This window comes from Salmonella sp. SJTUF15591 (assembly GCF_043356435.1).
Taxonomy (GTDB): domain Bacteria; phylum Pseudomonadota; class Gammaproteobacteria; order Enterobacterales; family Enterobacteriaceae; genus Salmonella; species Salmonella enterica.
In genome coordinates this window covers 1-17953 of record NZ_JBEUJO010000009.1, presented here as the reverse complement: position 1 = coordinate 17953, position 17953 = coordinate 1, and the positions used below count along the sequence as shown (strand labels likewise).

Sequence of the window (17953 nt, the reverse complement as noted above, 5' to 3'; positions counted from 1 at the left end):
AAAAACCCCGCCGAGTTTTCATTTCGGCAGGGTTTTTATCCGTAAGAACGTTAATTACTCTTCTTTCTGACCACGGTTCGCACGGCGGCGATCGTTTTCCGTCAGGTGACGTTTACGGATACGGATAGAGGTTGGGGTGACTTCTACCAGTTCGTCGTCATCAATGAACTCCAGCGCTTGCTCAAGGCTCATTTTAATTGGCGGAACCAGAATCACCGCTTCATCCGTACCAGACGCACGCATGTTGGTCAGTTTCTTACCGGTCAGGCAGTTTACCGTCAGGTCGTTGGAGCGACTGTGAATACCAATAATCTGGCCTTCATAAACTTCCGCACCGTGACCCAGGAACAGCTTACCGCGATCCTGCAAACCGAACAGCGCAAACGCCACCGCTTTACCCTGACCGTTGGAGATCAGTACGCCGTTCTGACGCTGGCCCACTTCACCCGGACGAATATCGTCGTAATGGCTGAAGGTGGAGTACAGCAGACCCGTACCGGAAGTCATGGTCATGAATTCTGAACGGAAACCAATCAGCCCACGGCTTGGGATCACGTAGTCGAGACGTACGCGGCCTTTACCGTCCGGATTCATGTTTTTCAGGTCGCCTTTACGCTCGCCCAGCGCCTGCATGACAGACCCCTGGTGCTGCTCTTCGACGTCCAGCGTCACGTTTTCGTACGGCTCTTGTTTACGACCGTCGATTTCACGGAAGATAACTTTCGGACGGGAAACCGCCAGTTCGAAACCTTCACGACGCATATTTTCAATCAGCACGGACAGGTGCAGTTCGCCACGACCGGATACACGGAACGCATCCGCATCTTCGGTTTCTTCAACGCGCAGCGCCACGTTATGCACCAGCTCTTTGTTCAGACGGTCAAGAATCTGACGAGAAGTCACAAACTTACCTTCTTTACCGCAGAACGGCGAGGTGTTAACGCAGAAGAACATAGACACGGTCGGCTCATCAACGGACAGCGCCGGCAGCGCTTCAACGTTCTGCGGGTCGCAGATGGTGTCGGAAATGTTCAGCTCGCCCAGACCGGTGATCGCAATGATATCGCCCGCTTCGGCGATATCGCTGTCGATACGCTCCAGACCCAGATGCGTCAGCACTTTACCTACTTTCGCGTTACGGGTTTTCCCTTCACTATCGATGATAGTGACCTGCTGGTTCGGCTTCACTTTGCCGCGTTTGATACGGCCGATGCCGATAACGCCAACGTAGTTGTTGTAGTCCAGCTGGGAGATCTGCATCTGCAACGGACCATCGAGGTCAACGTCCGGCGCCGGAACATGATCAACGATCGCCTGATACAGCGGGGTCATGTCTTCCGCCATATCTTCGTGGTCCAGACCCGCGATACCGTTCAGCGCCGAAGCGTAGATGATCGGGAAGTCCAGCTGTTCGTCGGTCGCGTCGAGGTTAACAAACAGGTCGAATACCTGGTCAACAACCCAGTCAGGGCGCGCGCCAGGACGGTCAACCTTGTTGATAACCACAATAGGTTTCAGGCCATGAGCAAAGGCTTTTTTGGTCACGAAGCGCGTTTGCGGCATCGGGCCGTCAAATGCGTCAACCACCAGCAGCACAGAGTCAACCATGGACATGACGCGCTCTACTTCACCACCGAAGTCAGCGTGCCCGGGAGTATCAACGATGTTGATACGGTAATCATTCCATTTAATAGCGGTGTTTTTAGCGAGGATAGTAATACCACGCTCTTTCTCCAAATCGTTGGAGTCCATCACTCGCTCTTGAGTTTCGGCACGCGCGTCGAACGTACCGGATTGCTGGAGCAGCTTATCAACCAGGGTAGTTTTACCATGGTCAACGTGCGCGATGATGGCGATGTTACGCAAATTTTCGATCACAACTTTGCCTCAGGCATTAGAAATAGCGCGTTATTGTACACGGATTAATCGCACTACAAAACAGGATCACAAACATCCTCCGCAAACAAGTATTGCAGAGTCTCTTTGTGATCGCTTTCACGGAGCGTTAAAAGGGTGGCTTGCGTTCTATTGCACCAATGTGGTGCTTAATGTTCACATTGAAGCACTATTTTGGTGCAACATAGTCACCGTGGTGCAGCCCTTTTGCACGATGGTGCGCATGATAACGCCTTTTGGGGGCAATGTGAAAGTTGGCACAGATTTCGCTTTATATTTTTACGGCGACACGGCCAGCAGAATTGAAGATCTCGTTACCACGACGACCGACCATGACCAATCCGGGAGAGTACAAGTATGTCCGCTGAACACGTTTTGACGATGCTGAACGAGCACGAAGTGAAGTTTGTCGATCTGCGCTTCACCGATACCAAAGGCAAAGAACAGCACGTCACGATTCCTGCTCATCAGGTAAATGCCGAATTCTTTGAAGAAGGCAAAATGTTTGACGGCTCCTCTATCGGCGGCTGGAAAGGCATTAACGAATCCGACATGGTGCTGATGCCAGACGCATCCACCGCAGTGATTGACCCGTTCTTCGCGGACTCTACCCTGATTATCCGTTGCGACATCCTGGAGCCTGGCACTCTGCAAGGTTATGACCGTGACCCACGTTCCATCGCAAAACGTGCGGAAGACTACCTGCGCGCGACCGGTATCGCCGATACCGTCCTGTTTGGGCCGGAACCTGAATTCTTCCTGTTCGACGACATCCGCTTCGGCGCATCTATCTCCGGCTCACATGTGGCGATTGACGATATTGAAGGCGCCTGGAACTCCTCTACCAAATATGAAGGCGGCAACAAAGGCCATCGTCCGGGCGTGAAAGGCGGTTATTTCCCGGTTCCGCCAGTTGACTCCGCGCAGGATATCCGTTCTGAAATGTGTCTGGTCATGGAGCAGATGGGCCTGGTCGTTGAAGCGCACCACCACGAAGTAGCGACCGCAGGTCAGAACGAAGTGGCGACCCGCTTTAACACCATGACCAAAAAAGCCGACGAAATTCAGATTTACAAATATGTCGTGCATAACGTGGCTCACCGCTTCGGTAAGACCGCGACCTTTATGCCAAAACCGATGTTCGGCGATAACGGTTCCGGTATGCACTGCCACATGTCGCTGGCGAAGAACGGCACCAACCTGTTCTCTGGCGACAAATATGCCGGTCTGTCTGAGCAGGCGCTGTACTACATCGGCGGCGTCATCAAACACGCCAAAGCCATCAACGCCCTGGCGAACCCGACCACCAACTCCTACAAGCGTCTGGTCCCGGGTTACGAAGCGCCGGTGATGCTGGCCTACTCCGCCCGTAACCGTTCCGCCTCCATCCGTATTCCGGTGGTGGCGTCTCCGAAAGCGCGCCGTATCGAAGTTCGCTTCCCGGACCCGGCGGCTAACCCGTATCTGTGCTTTGCCGCCCTGCTGATGGCCGGTCTGGACGGGATTAAGAATAAGATTCACCCGGGCGAAGCCATGGACAAAAACCTGTATGACCTGCCGCCGGAAGAAGCGAAAGAGATCCCACAGGTAGCGGGTTCTCTGGAAGAAGCGCTGAACGCGCTGGACCTGGACCGCGAGTTCCTGAAAGCAGGCGGCGTGTTCACTGATGAAGCGATCGATGCGTATATTGCGCTGCGTCGCGAAGAAGATGACCGCGTGCGTATGACCCCGCACCCGGTAGAGTTTGAGCTGTACTACAGCGTTTAATCGTATATTAAAAATCCGACGAATTTCGCGTTGCTGCAAGGCGGCAACTGAGCACATGCCCAGGAGCATAGATAGCGATGTGACTGGGGTAAGCGAAAGCAGCCAACACAACAACAGCGTGAAAGGCGTCAGGAGTTTTTGAGTTGCCGTGGAAACTTTCAGCCCATCCCAGGATGGGCTTTTTTCTCCACCAACAATCTGATCTCACGCGCTTTTTAGTGGTAAAAAGCTATAATGCACTAAAATGGTGCAACCTTTTCCAGGAGACTGCTGAATGGCAAGCGGCATACAGCCCGATGCTGGGCAGATCCTCAATTCGTTAATCAACAGCGTGCTGGTGGTCGACGACGCGCTGGCAATCCATTACGCCAATCCTGCCGCGCAGCAGTTGCTCGCGCAAAGCTCACGCAAACTGTTCGGGACGCCGTTACCTGAACTGTTGAGCTATTTTTCGTTAAACATTGACCTGATGCGCGAAAGTTTAGCGGCAGGACAAGGCTTTACCGATAACGAAGTGACGCTGGTGATTGATAGTCGCTCGCATATTCTCTCTTTGACCGCCCAACGTCTGCCCGACGATTTTATACTGCTCGAAATGGCACCGATGGATAACCAGCGTCGTCTGAGTCAGGAGCAGTTGCAGCACGCGCAGCAAATCGCCGCCCGCGATCTGGTGCGCGGTCTGGCGCACGAAATCAAAAATCCGCTCGGCGGCCTGCGCGGCGCGGCGCAGCTACTCAGCAAGGCGCTGCCCGACCCGGCGCTAACGGAATATACCAAAGTCATCATTGAACAGGCCGACAGGCTACGCAACCTTGTCGATCGTTTGCTGGGGCCGCAGCACCCGGGAATGCACATTACCGAGAGCATACATAAAGTCGCGGAGCGCGTGGTGGCGCTGGTGTCGATGGAACTGCCGGATAATGTCCGGCTTATCCGCGATTACGACCCCAGTCTGCCAGAACTGCCGCATGACCCGGAACAAATTGAGCAAGTACTGCTGAATATTGTCCGCAATGCCTTGCAGGCGCTGGGGCCGGATGGCGGCGAAATTACGCTGCGTACCCGTACCGCCTTCCAGTTAACGCTGCATGGCGAACGCTATCGCCTGGCGGCGCGTATAGACGTTGAAGACAATGGGCCGGGCATTCCTCCCCATTTACAGGATACGCTGTTCTACCCGATGGTCAGCGGTCGCGAAGGCGGCACCGGGCTTGGGTTATCTATCGCCCGCAATCTTATCGATCAACACGCCGGCAAAATTGAATTTACCAGTTGGCCGGGGCATACCGAGTTTTCGGTTTACCTGCCGATTCGGAAATAGAGGTGTTTATGCAACGAGGAATAGTCTGGGTCGTCGATGATGATAGTTCCATCCGTTGGGTACTTGAACGTGCTCTCGCCGGGGCAGGGTTGACCTGTACCACCTTTGAGAATGGTAATGAAGTACTGGCTGCGCTGGCCAGTAAAACGCCGGACGTCTTGCTGTCGGATATCCGAATGCCGGGAATGGACGGGCTGGCGCTATTAAAGCAGATTAAACAGCGTCACCCGATGCTTCCGGTCATCATTATGACCGCGCATTCCGATTTAGATGCCGCCGTGAGCGCCTATCAGCAGGGGGCGTTTGATTATCTGCCTAAACCGTTTGATATTGATGAAGCCGTCGCTCTGGTCGAGCGCGCGATTAGCCACTATCAGGAGCAGCAGCAGCCGCGTAATATCGAGGTTAACGGCCCGACAACAGACATGATAGGCGAAGCGCCCGCCATGCAGGATGTGTTTCGCATTATTGGTCGGCTGTCGCGTTCTTCGATTAGCGTGCTGATTAACGGCGAATCAGGAACCGGTAAAGAACTGGTCGCCCATGCGCTACATCGCCATAGCCCACGCGCCAAAGCGCCGTTTATCGCGCTCAATATGGCGGCCATCCCGAAAGATTTGATTGAATCCGAACTGTTTGGCCATGAGAAAGGCGCTTTTACCGGGGCGAATACCATCCGGCAGGGCCGTTTCGAGCAGGCTGACGGCGGCACGCTGTTTCTGGACGAAATTGGCGATATGCCGCTGGATGTCCAGACTCGTCTGTTACGCGTGCTGGCTGACGGACAGTTCTACCGTGTGGGCGGGTACGCGCCGGTAAAAGTGGATGTGCGCATTATCGCCGCCACCCACCAGAACCTCGAACGACGCGTTCAGGAAGGGAAATTCCGCGAAGACCTGTTCCACCGCCTGAACGTGATTCGTATCCATCTCCCGCCGTTGCGCGAGCGTCGTGAGGATATTCCGCGCCTGGCACGCCATTTTTTGCAGGTCGCCGCCCGTGAATTAGGCGTGGAAGCCAAATTATTACATCCGGAAACCGAAACGGCGTTAACGCGCCTGGCATGGCCTGGTAACGTGCGTCAGTTAGAAAATACCTGCCGCTGGCTCACCGTCATGGCCGCCGGACAGGAGGTATTGATCCAGGATTTACCGGGCGAACTGTTTGAAGCCTCGGCGCCGGATAGCCCGTCCCACCTGCCGCCGGATAGCTGGGCTACATTACTGGCGCAATGGGCGGACCGCGCCTTGCGATCCGGTCATCAAAACCTGCTTTCTGAAGCGCAGCCAGAACTGGAAAGAACGCTACTGACCACGGCGTTACGCCATACGCAGGGTCATAAACAGGAAGCCGCCAGGCTGCTCGGTTGGGGGCGAAACACCCTAACGCGGAAGTTGAAAGAGCTGGGAATGGAGTAAACATTACCCGCGAGTGTAAAGATTAATAATTGAGCGCAAAACGCTGCTATTTTGCGCTTTACTGTTCCGATGAGTTCAGTATGATCATGCCCGGCAAACGGGGGGATTCATTATGTTAGAATCTATTATTAATCTGGTATCGAGTGGAGCGGTCGACAGCCACACGCCACAAACTGCGCTAGCCGCCGTGTTGTGTGCCGCGCTGGTAGGACTGTTCAGCTGACAATGTGCCGGATGGCGCTAATGCTTATCCGGCCTACAGGTTGTCGCAACGTGTAGGCCCGGTAAGCGCAGCGCCACCGGGCAACCCGGCTAAATGACGCGCGAGAACTGCTGCATCCGCGCTTTCTGGCGCAGATACGCGTCAAAGCACATGCAGATATTGCGGATCAGCAAACGACCTTTCGCCGTCACCTGAATTCCCTTCTCGCTAATATCCACCAGCCCATCTTTCGCCAGCGGCGACAGTAACTGCAAATCTTCGGCAAAATACTCAGCGAAATGCAACCCCCACTGCTGTTCGACAGCGTTAAAATCCAGGCGGAAGTTACAAATCAGCGCCTTGATAACATCGCGACGAATGCAATCATCACGGGTCAGCGTAATACCACGCCATAGCGCATTGCCCCGCTCATCCACTTGCTGGTAATAACGCTTCAGCTCTTTCTGGTTCTGCATGTAGCCATCGCCAATCATGCTGATAGCAGAAACCCCTATCCCCAGCAGATCGGTATCGCCCTGGGTCGTATAGCCCTGAAAATTACGGTGCAGCACGCCTTCGCGCTGCGCGACGGCCAGTTCGTCGTCCGGACGGGCAAAATGGTCCATCCCGATAAACTGATAACCGGCCTGAGTAAGCGATACGATCGTCTCCTGCAAAATATCCAGTTTCTGCTGCGCGCTGGGTAAATCGGCATCTTTAATTTTACGCTGGGCGGCAAAAAGCGTTGGCAGATGCGCATAGTTAAAGACGCTCAAACGATCGGGGTTCAGTTCCGTCACACGCTTCAGCGTGAAAGCGAAGCTTTCCGGCGTCTGTTTCGGTAGACCGTAGATCAAATCGATATTGGTCGAGGTAAAGCCGATATCGCGGGCGTGATTAAGCAACGCAAAGATGAATTCTTCATCCTGCTCGCGGTTAACCAGGCGCTGCACCTCTTTATTAAAGTCCTGCACGCCCATACTCAGGCGGTTAAAACCTTCCGCACGTAAATGATCGAGCACATCCAGCTCAATTTCACGGGGATCGACTTCGATCGAGATTTCCGCGTCGGTATTAAAGTGGAAATTTTCACGCAACAGCGTCATTAAGCGGCTGATTTGCGCTTTATTCAGGTAAGTAGGCGTACCGCCGCCCCAGTGAAGCTGGCTGACATGACGGTCTGCAAACAGCGGCGCGCGATGGCGAATTTCCTGCTCAAGCGCGTCAAGATACTGGTCAGCTTTATGCTGTTGGCGGGTGACAATCTTGTTGCAGCCGCAGAAATAACACAACTTGTGACAAAACGGGATATGCACATACAGCGAGAGCGGACGTTCAGGATAACGCGCCACAGCCTGCAAGAATGCGGCGTCCTCGAAGTCTTCAGAAAACTCCAGCGCGGTTGGGTACGAGGTATATCGTGGCCCGGAATAGTTATATTTCTGGATCAGGGCCAGATCCCAGTCTATTTGCTGTTCAGACATGCTCACTCCTTCCGATGGCGTCTCTGGCGGGTACGGCGTACCGGCTTCACGCCATGACGGGCGGCAAGCCGGCTGCGCAGCCATTTCTGTCGCCGCGACAATCGCTGTAGTTTAACGAATAACCACACCAGATAACATATAACCGGAAGGGTTATAAGCAGGACGGGCAAGCCCACGGTGTAAACCCGTTAGTTGCCGCCTCTTAGCAGGCGCATCATATCTTCCTGCTTCTCGTCGTCTTCGTCGTCGTCATCGTAAGACAGACCAAGCTTCTGCATCAGTTCATCAATACGATCCAGTTTGGCATCTACCCAGGCTTGATCTTCCGCACTCAGGGTTTCGCCCGCTTCCAGACGTTCTAACAGCGCATCCAGGCGCTCATCCGTTTCCAGTAAATCCAACTCCGCCTGCGGTGAAAGCATAGGTTTCTCACTTTTCGGTTTATGCTGTTGGGTCACTTTTTCAGTCACGCCCAATGGAACAGGTGTTTTACTGCCAATACGTGGATCTTTTTGTTGATTCTGATTGCCGCCGCCCGAAGCGGAATTGCCGCCCGCCGCGCGACTTCCCGGCGCATGACCGCGATGTTTTTTCAGGCGTTTACGGTCGCGCGCCTCCTGGTTTAACTCTTCACGCGTTTTACGACGCTGTTTGCCAAAGGCTTTACTGCGCGGTGCAGAGGTTGGTTTTTTCATGATGTCAGATCTTTAAGCCGTTTTATTCAGTATAGAATTGAGGCGGAATCTAGCAGAAAGCAAGCAAAGAAAAAAGGCGACAGAGTAATCTGCCGCCTTTTTTCTTGACTCACGACCCTTAACGGGTTCCACCATCCCTGTTGGCTATCAACACGCCCTGTTTTTCCCTTAGCCTGGAACATTCCATGTTGTTTCCATTTCCTTTTACTAACGTCTCCGGACGTTTGTCTTCCTGACAATCCTGTGTCTTCGCCTCCTGGCGCTCCTGACCCTCATCCTGAGTCGTTGATCCTGTTAGCGTCCTCGCTATGTGCATTACTTTACTCTTTTGGGGTAAACTCACAAGATACCGACACGGCAAATCCCTTTTTTTCAGACAATTACCTTTCTATAAATTCATGATTTAACTATATTAACTGGCTTTGAGCCTGACAACGACTCTGTCATGTCGCATAAGTGCAATGGACAATGTCTCACAAAGCGTATGGCTTTTGCTTACAGCACCGACGCGCCGAAAAATCCGTCTTTTGCTGGCGTTCAGGTATAATCGCCACAATGCTTTGACTGACGGAGACGACCGCTTTGACTAACCTGAATTATCAACAGACGCATTTTGTGATGAGTGCGCCTGATATTCGCCATTTACCTTCCGATTGCGGAATTGAAGTGGCTTTTGCTGGCCGTTCCAATGCAGGCAAATCCAGCGCCCTGAACACGTTGACCAACCAAAAAAGCCTGGCGCGCACCTCTAAAACGCCGGGCCGTACCCAATTGATTAACCTGTTTGAAGTCGTAGAGGGCAAACGGTTGGTCGACCTGCCGGGCTATGGCTATGCGGAAGTCCCGGAAGAGATGAAACGCAAGTGGCAACGCGCGCTGGGGGAATATCTGGAGAAACGTCAAAGCCTACAGGGCTTAGTCGTTTTAATGGATATCCGCCATCCGTTGAAAGACCTCGACCAACAGATGATCCAGTGGGCTGTAGAGAGCAATATCCAGGTTCTGGTTCTGCTGACCAAAGCGGACAAACTGGCCAGCGGCGCGCGCAAGGCGCAGTTGAATATGGTACGTGAAGCCGTGCTGGCTTTTAATGGCGATGTGCAGGTAGAAGCGTTTTCCTCGCTGAAAAAGCAGGGCGTGGATAAGTTACGTCAGAAACTGGATAGCTGGTTTAGCGAACTGGCACCGGTCGAAGAGATTCAGGACGGGGAATAATCATCCGCTATGCCGGATGGCGCCGCTGCGCGTCTTATCCGGCCTACGGTGTGAGCGAAACTTTTCTTACGCCCAATAAAAAACGCCCCAGTCATAAACTGACTGGGGCGGCTAAAATATTCAGCCAAATCCGATTACGTGAAGTAAAAGGTCTGAAAGATAGAACATCTTACCTCTGTACCCTACGTGAATAACTTTACTCTTTTTTGAGCAACACAGAAAGACCTTTTCGTAATTTTTTTTCATTCTTTACATAGGGAATTCTAATACCCATCACAAAACCCCCGTGCTTATGTTGCTTAATTACGAAAAAAGCGCGTTCTTCCTTAAATGCTTAGTGCGCTTGATCCCAATTTTCTCCGCTACCGACTTCCACCAGCAACGGCACATCAATACGCGTGCAGTTTTCCATCAACTGATGGATACGTTTTGCTACCGCATCTAAGTCGTCTTTATGCACCTCGAACACTAATTCATCGTGTACCTGCATAATCATCCGCACGCGTGGCTGCTCGGCCTGTAGCCAGGCATCGACGGCAATCATGGCGCGCTTGATGATATCGGCAGCCGTTCCTTGCATGGGAGCATTGATCGCCGCGCGTTCCGCCCCCGCGCGCCGCGCCGCGTTGCTGGATTTAATATCCGGCAGGTAAAGGCGGCGTCCCTCCAGCGTTTCCACATAGCCTTGTTCTTTTGCCTGAGCGCGGGTGCGCTCCATATATTCCAGCACGCCAGGGTAGCGTTCGAAGTAGAGATCCATATACTTCTGCGCCTCTTTACGCGGAATATTAAGCTGGCGAGAAAGACCGAAGGCGCTCATCCCGTAAATCAGGCCAAAGTTAATGGCTTTCGCACTTCGGCGCTGTTCCCCGGTCACGCTATCCAGCGGCAAGCCAAAGACTTCCGCCGCCGTTGCGCGGTGAATATCCTTCCCTTCGGCGAACGCCGTGAGCAGCCCTTTATCACGGGAAAGATGCGCCATAATACGCAGCTCAATCTGTGAATAGTCCGCAGACACGATGAGATAATCCTCAGGCGCAATAAATGCCTGACGAATGCGGCGGCCCTCTTCATTGCGCACCGGAATATTTTGCAGGTTCGGATCGGTGGACGATAAACGTCCCGTCGCCGTTACCGCCTGATGATAGGACGTATGGACGCGCCCGGTTTTCGGGTTAATCATCAGCGGCAGCTTATCGGTATAGGTGGATTTTAGCTTCGCCAGACCACGATACTCCAGAATCACTTTCGGCAGCGGATAGTCCAGCGCCAGCTCTTCCAGCACCTCTTCCGACGTTGACGGCGCGCCGCCAGGCGTTTTCTTCAGCGGCTTAATACCCTGCTTTTCAAACAGGATGGTCTGCAACTGCTTCGTCGAGGACAGGTTGAACGCCTCGCCCGCAATGTCATGCGCTTTCTTTTCCAGTTCCGCCAGACGTAGCGTGATTTCTTCCGAATGTTTGTGCAGGACGGCAGGATCGATTTTTACGCCATTGCGCTCAACGCGTGACAGTACCGGCACCAGCGGCATTTCGATGTTTTCGAAAACATTCAGCGGGCCTTTGTGCTGCTGGAGCTCAGGCCACATTTTGAGATGCAACTGTAACGTGACATCCGCATCTTCTGCCGCATAGCGCCCCGCTTCCTCCAGTGCGATCTGGTTAAAGGTGAGCTGGTTTTTACCTTTACCGGCAATGTCTTCAAAGGTGATAGTTTTGTGCTTCAGCCAACGATCGGACAAGCTGTCCATATCATGGCGTCCGGCGACGCTGTTCAGAATGTAAGACTCAAGCATGGTATCGAAGGCGATACCGCGCAGCTCAATACCGTAATTTTGCAAGACGCCGCGATCGTACTTGAGGTTTTGCCCCACTTTGCGCACTTTTTCATCTTCCAGCAGCGGCTTCAGCAGTTCCAGAGCACGCTGGCGGGAGATTTGATCCGGAGCGTCCAGATAATCATGCGCGACAGGTACATACGCGGCAACGCCAGGTTCGATGGCAAACGAGAGGCCCACCAGGTTGGCGGCGATATTATCCAGGCTGTCGGTCTCCGTGTCGAAAGCAAAAACTGGCGCTTTTTTCAGCTTTTCAATCCAGCTTTCCAGCGTAACGTCGTCCAGAATCGTGACATAATTTTCATAAGAGAGCGCCGCTGCCGGTTCGCTGGGCGATTCATCAATAACGACCGTTTCCTGCGGTTTGGCCGCCGGTTTCGCGCCCTTTGCCTGTAGCCATTTGCCTGACTCAACGTCCGCCGTCCAGCGCTTAAACTCATATTTTTTAAACAGGCCCAGCAGTTCATCCGCAATCGGCTGCTGTACTTCAAGCTGTTCGCAGGTCAGCTCCAGTTCAACATCCGTTTTAATGGTGGCGAGTTTATAAGACAGGTACGCTACGTCTTTATTCTGCGCTAATTTACCGGCCATCGTTTTGGCGCCGCGGAAAGTGAGACCGGCAATTTTTTCCGGCTCGGCGTACAGCGTATCCAGGCCGCCCAATCCCTGAAGCAAGGCTTGCGCCGTCTTCTCACCCACGCCTGGTACGCCCGGAATATTATCCGAGGAGTCCCCCATCAGCGCCAGAAAGTCGATAATCAGCTCAGGCGGCACGCCGTACTTATTAACGACTTCATCCGGGCCGAGGATGGTGTTAGTCATGGTGTTGATCAGCGTAATATTCGGCGTCACCAACTGTGCCATATCTTTATCGCCGGTGCTGATTAATACCGGACGCCCCACCTTCTCCGCTTCTCGCGCCAGTGTACCGATAACGTCATCCGCTTCTACGCCAGAGACTGCCAGCAGAGGTAACCCCATGGCTTTAACCATGGCATGTAACGGCTCTATTTGCGCTCGCAGATCATCCGGCATCGGAGGACGATGCGATTTGTAATGTTCAAAGAGCTCATCACGGAAGGTTTTTCCTTTGGCGTCAAACACCACCGCAGCATGCGTCGGCTGATACTGCATGATCAGGCTGCGCAACATGTTGAGGACACCATACATTGCGCCCGTAGGTTCTCCCGCGCTGTTGGTTAACGGCGGAAACGCATGATAGGCGCGATAGAGATAGGATGAGCCATCTACGAGAATAAGTGGGTTTTCTGGGATCTGAACCATAATGTCCGTGCCTGTTTAACAGATTATGGTTAAAGGATGCCACATACAGGAGGAAAACTTGAGTTTTTCGCCGCATTTGCGGAAAAGTTTTGTCGATCTTCAGGATCGCTCGCAAAACAACCTGTGGATAACTTTGTGTGTAAATTCTTACCATTACTTTAAAATCAGCGCGATAGCCTTCTCATCTTAATAATTACCCATTATTTTCAATGAGTTGTTAACATCACGTTTTTCTGATTATCTGATTCATGCCGTTATCATAATGTGGATAGTTGTTACGAGTGTTTCTATTTCACTCAGCGCCATCATTAGCATCGTTTTCTGATAGAATCAGCCTCTTGCGCCCTTTTCGCGCACCGTTTATGGCTAACTTTTGAATAATTTATTATGACGAGAATACTCGCGGCTATCACGCTCCCATTGAGTATCGTATTGACCATCCTGGTCACTATTGTTTGCTCCGTACCAATCATCATTGCCGGTATGGTAAAGCTTCTTTTGCCTGTTCCCGGTATCTGGCGCAAGGTCTCCATTTTCTGCAATTTCATGATGTATTGCTGGTGTGCTGGTCTTGCAGCGCTGTTACGCCTTAATCCGCACTTGCAATGGGATGTAGAAGGGTTAGAAGGGCTGAGCAAGAAAAATTGGTATTTACTGATTTGTAATCATCGCAGCTGGGCCGATATCGTTGTGCTTTGCGTTCTGTTCCGCAAGCATATCCCAATGAATAAGTACTTTCTTAAACAGCAATTGGCCTGGGTACCGTTCATTGGCCTGGCGTGCTGGGCATTAGATATGCCGTTTATGAAGCGCTACTCCCGTAGCTACCTGCTCCGCCACCCCGATCGACGCGGCAAAGATGTTGAAACAACTCGTCGCTCTTGCGAAAAGTTTCGTCGGTATCCCACCACTATCGTTAACTTTGTTGAAGGCTCGCGATTTACGCATGAGAAACGTCAGCAAACGCATTCACCTTATCAACATCTGTTGCCGCCAAAAGCAGCCGGTATTGCAATGGCGATTAATGTTTTAGGCTCACAGTTCGATAAGCTGCTTAATATTACGTTGTGTTACCCAAACAACGATCGTCACCCCTTCTACGATATGCTAAGCGGTAGGCTGACGCGTATTGTTGTTCGGGTGCAACTGGAACCCATAAATGAAGAACTGCACGGCGATTACGTGAACGACAAAACATTCAAACGCCGTTTTCAACGTTGGCTTAATACGCTGTGGGATAAGAAAGATATACAGATAGAAGAGATTAAAACATCTTATAAAAACGCCGGTCAGTGACCGGCGTTCTTTTTATTTTTTATCAACCAAATATTTAACGGTATCAGCATACTGCTGAACAAAAACATCCATGCTGCTGGTATCCATGCCTTGTGGGTTAATCTGGTATTTGCCATTGACGAACATCGCCGGAACGCCCTGCAGTTGCAGGTCAGCCGCGGCTTTCTCCTGTTGCGCAACCAGTGATTTCACCACGAAGCTGTTCCATGCCGCATCGTAATCTTCGCCTTTGACGCCCGCATCAACGAACACTTTACGGATATCCGCGGCAGATTGTACTGTCTGGGTTTTCTGTACGGCTTCAAACAGCGGGACCGTGACTTTATCTTCTACACCCAACGCCATCGCCACCGCCCATGCCTGGGTGAGCTCCTTGCCCAACGGCCCCAGGAACTCAACGTGGTACTTGGTCATTTTGGTGCCTTCCGGCAGCTTTTTCTTCACATTGTCAGACACATGAAGCACTTCTTCAAACTGATAACAATGTGGGCAGTAGAAGGAGAAAAACTCCAGTACCTGGGGTTCGCCAGCGACCGGTTTATCCAGCGTGATATACTGTTTACCGTCGCTGATCTGTGCTGCCGAGGCGCTAAAAGCTAAAACCATACCAGCCAGCGCCAGCCAAATCTTTTTCATGATCAACTCTCTCCGATTAATACATTGGCGTTAATTGTAAAGGGGGTTCGTGCAAAATTTTAGTCTGCTCAATAAAAGTCGTTGTCTGTCGCTGCCAGTAATCTTCCCCTGTTAACCAGGGAAAGTTTTTTGGAAACGCAGGATCGCCCCAACGACGAATCAACCAGGCAAGATAATAAACTAAACGCATGGCGCGTAAAGGTTCAATGAGACCAATTTCAGCCGTATCGAACCCACTAACTTCTTCATAAGCTTCAATAATGGTTTCAAGCTGCATTCGCTGTTCGGCTTTGTCGCCGTTCAGCAGCATCCATAAATCCTGTATCGCCGGGCCGTTACGGGCATCATCTAAATCGACAAACAGCGGTCCATCACGCCATAGAATGTTGCCGGCATGACAATCGCCGTGCAATCGCAGCGTGGCGAAATCGGTGCGCCAGCATTCGGTAACTGCAGACAGTAGAGTATCAGTGGCTTTCAGGAAAGCCGCTTTTTGCCCGGAGGGAATCAGTGCGGCATCTTCGAATACCTGGCGAGGTTCAAAAAGATACTCTGCAAGCCCAATGTCAGGCCGGAAAGTGAAAGGACGTTTTCGCCCCGTCTGATGCAATCGACCAAGATAACGCCCTACCGCCTCCATCTGATCGATATTATCTGCTTCAAACTGACGACCGCCTACGCTGGGGAAAATGGCATAATGATAGCCCTGATGCGCTAACAGTGTCTGGCCATTAAACGCGAGCGGAGCAGCAACCGGAACCTCATCCTTCACCAGTTCAAGCGCGAATTGGTGTTCTTCCCGAATTTGATCAACAGACCAGCGTTCAGGACGATAAAACTTAACGACAAAACGTCGACGGTCTTCATCCTGAAACTGATAGACGCGGTTTTCATAACTGTTTAGTGGAGTCAGCCCGGAATCCACCCTGATCCCCTGTTCAAACAGCGCATCCATGATGGTTTCCGGGTGTAGCGTCTGGAAAGTAAAAGCGTTGTCGTTCATCCCATCATCCGGAAAATACTACGAATGATTCAGGATATCATTTCGTGACGATTTCGGTGGCGCCGCTTACAAGGTTTTACTCTTTAATAACGCCGCGGGCGCGTAAAAGCGCCGTTTTAAAGTCCTCTTCATAGTCTTTTTGAATCCCTGGAATGGCGGCGTCTTTGGCGGAATCACGCATTTTCAGATGGTAGATCAGGATATCATCAGTTAAATCTTCCAGTTTGCCGTCAAAACCTGACTCTTTCGCCAGTTTCTGCAAAAATTGCGTCAGATTAAGATCAGGCTCTTTCTGCCAGGCTGGCTGGAGGAGTTCAATGACTTCATTCAGGCGTTTACATTTCATAGCTGTGCTCCTTATTCTTGATACAGACACGGTAGCAGGGTCAATCCCACAATAAAAGAGGCGATATCGGTGAATCTGGATGAAGTAATAACCGGCGTGGTGCTGGCAGGCGGTAAAGCCCGGCGGATGGGAGGTGCGGATAAAGGTCTGCTTGAACTGGACGGGAAACCGCTCTGGCGGCACGTTGCCGATGCGCTCGCGCCGCAACTGGCTACGGTCGTCATTAGTGCTAATCGCCATCTGGATATCTACCAGGCCAGCGGCCTGAAAGTCATTCCGGATTCAATCGCTGACTTTCCCGGTCCGCTGGCGGGTATGCTTTCCGTTTTTCAGCAGGTAGCAGGCGACTGGTTTCTGTTTTGTCCCTGTGACAATCCCTGTATCCCCCCCACCCTGGTCGATCGTTTAGCAACGCAGCGTCATGGCGCACCCGTGGTTTGGGTTCATGATGGAGAGCGCGATCATCCAACGATCGCGTTGATTAATCGTGCCGTTGAGCCCCAGTTGACAGCTTATTTGCAAGCAGGCGAGCGGCGGGTAATGATTTTTATGCGCCAGGTAGGCGGACACGCCGTTGATTTCAGCGATTGTAAGGAGGCATTTGTGAACGTCAACACGCCGGAGGAACTCGCGCAATGGCAAAAGAGACCATGATACCGCTACTCGCCATTGCCGCGTGGAGCGGCACGGGAAAAACAACACTGCTGAAAAAACTGATCCCAGCACTTTGTGCGCACGGTATTCGGCCAGGGCTGATTAAGCATACCCATCATGATATGGATGTTGATAAACCGGGTAAAGATAGCTACGAATTACGTAAGGCCGGGGCGGCACAAACGCTGGTTGCCAGTCAGCAGCGCTGGGCGTTAATGACTGAAACGCCGGGGCAAGAAGAGTTGGATCTGGCATGGCTGGTGAGCCGGATGGATGCATCAAAGCTGGATATGGTGCTGGTAGAAGGGTTTAAACACGAGGCAGTTGCGAAGATCTTACTTTTTCGTCAGGGATGTGGGCACAGCGAGGAAGAATTAATTCTTGATGAGCATGTTATTGCGGTTGCCAGTGATATTCCACTTGCCGTAGCGGTACCCGTTTTGGATCTTAATGATGTATCGCAGATTTCTGCCTTCATTTTGCGGTGGTTAGAGAAAGCACGTTCCTTGTAGGCCGGATAAGGCGGAGCCGCCATCCGGCGGTGCAGGTTGCCTGATGGCGCTGCGCTTATCAGGCCTACATTTTTACAGTTACCACACACGCAAAGAAGCCCGTCCAGACGGACGGGCTTCTTCACTTGTCTGATGCCTGGCAGTTTATGGCGGGCGTCCTGCCCGCCACCCTACGGGCCGTTGCTGCGCAACGAGTGCTCACCGACAGACCACAGATAAAACAAAAGGCCCTGTCTTCCGACAGGGCCCTTCGTTTTATTTGATGCCTGGCAGTTCCCTACTCTCGCATGGGGAGACCCCACACTACCATCGGCGCTACGGCGTTTCACTTCTGAGTTCGGCATGGGGTCAGGTGGGACCACCGCGCTACGGCCGCCAGGCAAA

Annotated in this window: 16 protein-coding genes and 1 rRNA gene; 8 read left to right on the top strand and 9 right to left on the bottom strand. The window is 52.2% G+C overall.

Going from position 1 to position 17953, the window contains the following annotated elements; all coding sequences use genetic code 11:
- Positions 1–54: 54 nt before the first annotated feature.
- Positions 55–1878, bottom strand: a complete 1824-nt coding sequence (typA, locus tag ABVM99_RS18925) for a ribosome-dependent GTPase TypA (protein ID WP_000572064.1) — start codon at positions 1876–1878, stop codon at positions 55–57.
- 375 nt (positions 1879–2253) lie between these two features.
- Between typA and glnA the strand changes: the two genes are divergently transcribed.
- The 4 genes from glnA (at position 2254) to ABVM99_RS18905 (ending at position 6628) form a co-directional block, all read left to right on the top strand.
- A complete protein-coding gene (glnA, locus tag ABVM99_RS18920) occupies positions 2254–3663 on the top strand; it encodes a glutamate--ammonia ligase (RefSeq protein WP_001271699.1) in 1410 nt (469 codons plus the stop codon).
- A 274-nt stretch (positions 3664–3937) separates the two neighbouring features.
- Entirely contained in the window at positions 3938–4987 is a 1050-nt protein-coding gene (gene glnL / locus ABVM99_RS18915) for a nitrogen regulation protein NR(II) (protein WP_000146192.1), read from the top strand.
- 8 nt (positions 4988–4995) lie between these two features.
- On the top strand, positions 4996–6405 hold the full coding sequence (gene glnG, locus ABVM99_RS18910; RefSeq protein ID WP_001188782.1) for a nitrogen regulation protein NR(I): 1410 nt from the start codon (positions 4996–4998) through the stop codon (positions 6403–6405).
- A gap of 112 nt (positions 6406–6517) precedes the next feature.
- On the top strand, positions 6518–6628 hold the full coding sequence (locus tag ABVM99_RS18905; RefSeq protein ID WP_001578131.1) for a YshB family small membrane protein: 111 nt from the start codon (positions 6518–6520) through the stop codon (positions 6626–6628).
- Positions 6629–6717: 89 nt separating this feature from the next.
- Here ABVM99_RS18905 and hemN read toward each other — a convergent pair whose 3' ends face one another.
- From hemN to ABVM99_RS18890, 3 genes are all read right to left on the bottom strand, one after another.
- Complete coding sequence (gene hemN, locus ABVM99_RS18900) at positions 6718–8091, bottom strand: oxygen-independent coproporphyrinogen III oxidase (protein WP_023195961.1); 1374 nt, start codon at positions 8089–8091, stop codon at positions 6718–6720.
- A gap of 188 nt (positions 8092–8279) precedes the next feature.
- Positions 8280–8786, bottom strand: a complete 507-nt coding sequence (gene yihI / locus ABVM99_RS18895) for a Der GTPase-activating protein YihI (RefSeq protein ID WP_023195962.1) — start codon at positions 8784–8786, stop codon at positions 8280–8282.
- A 118-nt stretch (positions 8787–8904) separates the two neighbouring features.
- Positions 8905–9129: a hypothetical protein gene (locus ABVM99_RS18890; RefSeq protein WP_001541209.1), complete on the bottom strand. Its 225-nt coding sequence runs from the start codon at positions 9127–9129 to the stop codon at positions 8905–8907.
- Positions 9130–9368: 239 nt separating this feature from the next.
- On the opposite strand from ABVM99_RS18890, the gene yihA reads away from it, so the two are divergent.
- Positions 9369–10001, top strand: coding sequence for a ribosome biogenesis GTP-binding protein YihA/YsxC (gene yihA / locus ABVM99_RS18885; protein ID WP_000183331.1), 633 nt, complete (start codon positions 9369–9371; stop codon positions 9999–10001).
- 334 nt (positions 10002–10335) lie between these two features.
- Here the strand turns inward: yihA and polA are convergent, their stop codons facing one another.
- Positions 10336–13122 carry a DNA polymerase I gene (gene polA / locus ABVM99_RS18880; protein ID WP_000249972.1) on the bottom strand — a complete coding sequence of 929 codons (2787 nt, stop codon included), beginning with the start codon at positions 13120–13122 and terminating at the stop codon, positions 10336–10338.
- A gap of 387 nt (positions 13123–13509) precedes the next feature.
- On the opposite strand from polA, the gene ABVM99_RS18875 reads away from it, so the two are divergent.
- Positions 13510–14418, top strand: a complete 909-nt coding sequence (locus ABVM99_RS18875) for an acyltransferase (RefSeq protein ID WP_000196890.1) — start codon at positions 13510–13512, stop codon at positions 14416–14418.
- Positions 14419–14430: 12 nt separating this feature from the next.
- Here ABVM99_RS18875 and dsbA read toward each other — a convergent pair whose 3' ends face one another.
- From dsbA to ABVM99_RS18860, 3 genes are all read right to left on the bottom strand, one after another.
- Complete coding sequence (gene dsbA, locus ABVM99_RS18870; RefSeq protein WP_000725364.1) at positions 14431–15054, bottom strand: thiol:disulfide interchange protein DsbA; 624 nt, start codon at positions 15052–15054, stop codon at positions 14431–14433.
- Positions 15055–15070: 16 nt separating this feature from the next.
- Positions 15071–16057, bottom strand: coding sequence for a serine/threonine protein kinase (locus tag ABVM99_RS18865; RefSeq protein ID WP_001583726.1), 987 nt, complete (start codon positions 16055–16057; stop codon positions 15071–15073).
- Between the two features lie 76 nt (positions 16058–16133).
- Complete coding sequence (locus tag ABVM99_RS18860) at positions 16134–16403, bottom strand: YihD family protein (protein ID WP_000649858.1); 270 nt, start codon at positions 16401–16403, stop codon at positions 16134–16136.
- A 69-nt stretch (positions 16404–16472) separates the two neighbouring features.
- On the opposite strand from ABVM99_RS18860, the gene mobA reads away from it, so the two are divergent.
- Both mobA and mobB read left to right on the top strand, forming a co-directional pair.
- Positions 16473–17057 (top strand): molybdenum cofactor guanylyltransferase MobA, encoded by a 585-nt coding sequence (mobA, locus tag ABVM99_RS18855; protein ID WP_023195963.1) that lies wholly within the window; start codon positions 16473–16475, stop codon positions 17055–17057.
- Entirely contained in the window at positions 17054–17569 is a 516-nt protein-coding gene (mobB, locus tag ABVM99_RS18850; RefSeq protein WP_010989085.1) for a molybdopterin-guanine dinucleotide biosynthesis protein MobB, read from the top strand. Before mobA ends, mobB begins: the two co-directional genes overlap by 4 nt.
- A 264-nt stretch (positions 17570–17833) precedes the next feature.
- On the opposite strand, the gene rrf is transcribed toward mobB, so the two are convergent.
- A 5S ribosomal RNA gene (gene rrf, locus ABVM99_RS18845) occupies positions 17834–17949 on the bottom strand.
- Between the last annotated feature and the right edge of the window lie 4 nt (positions 17950–17953).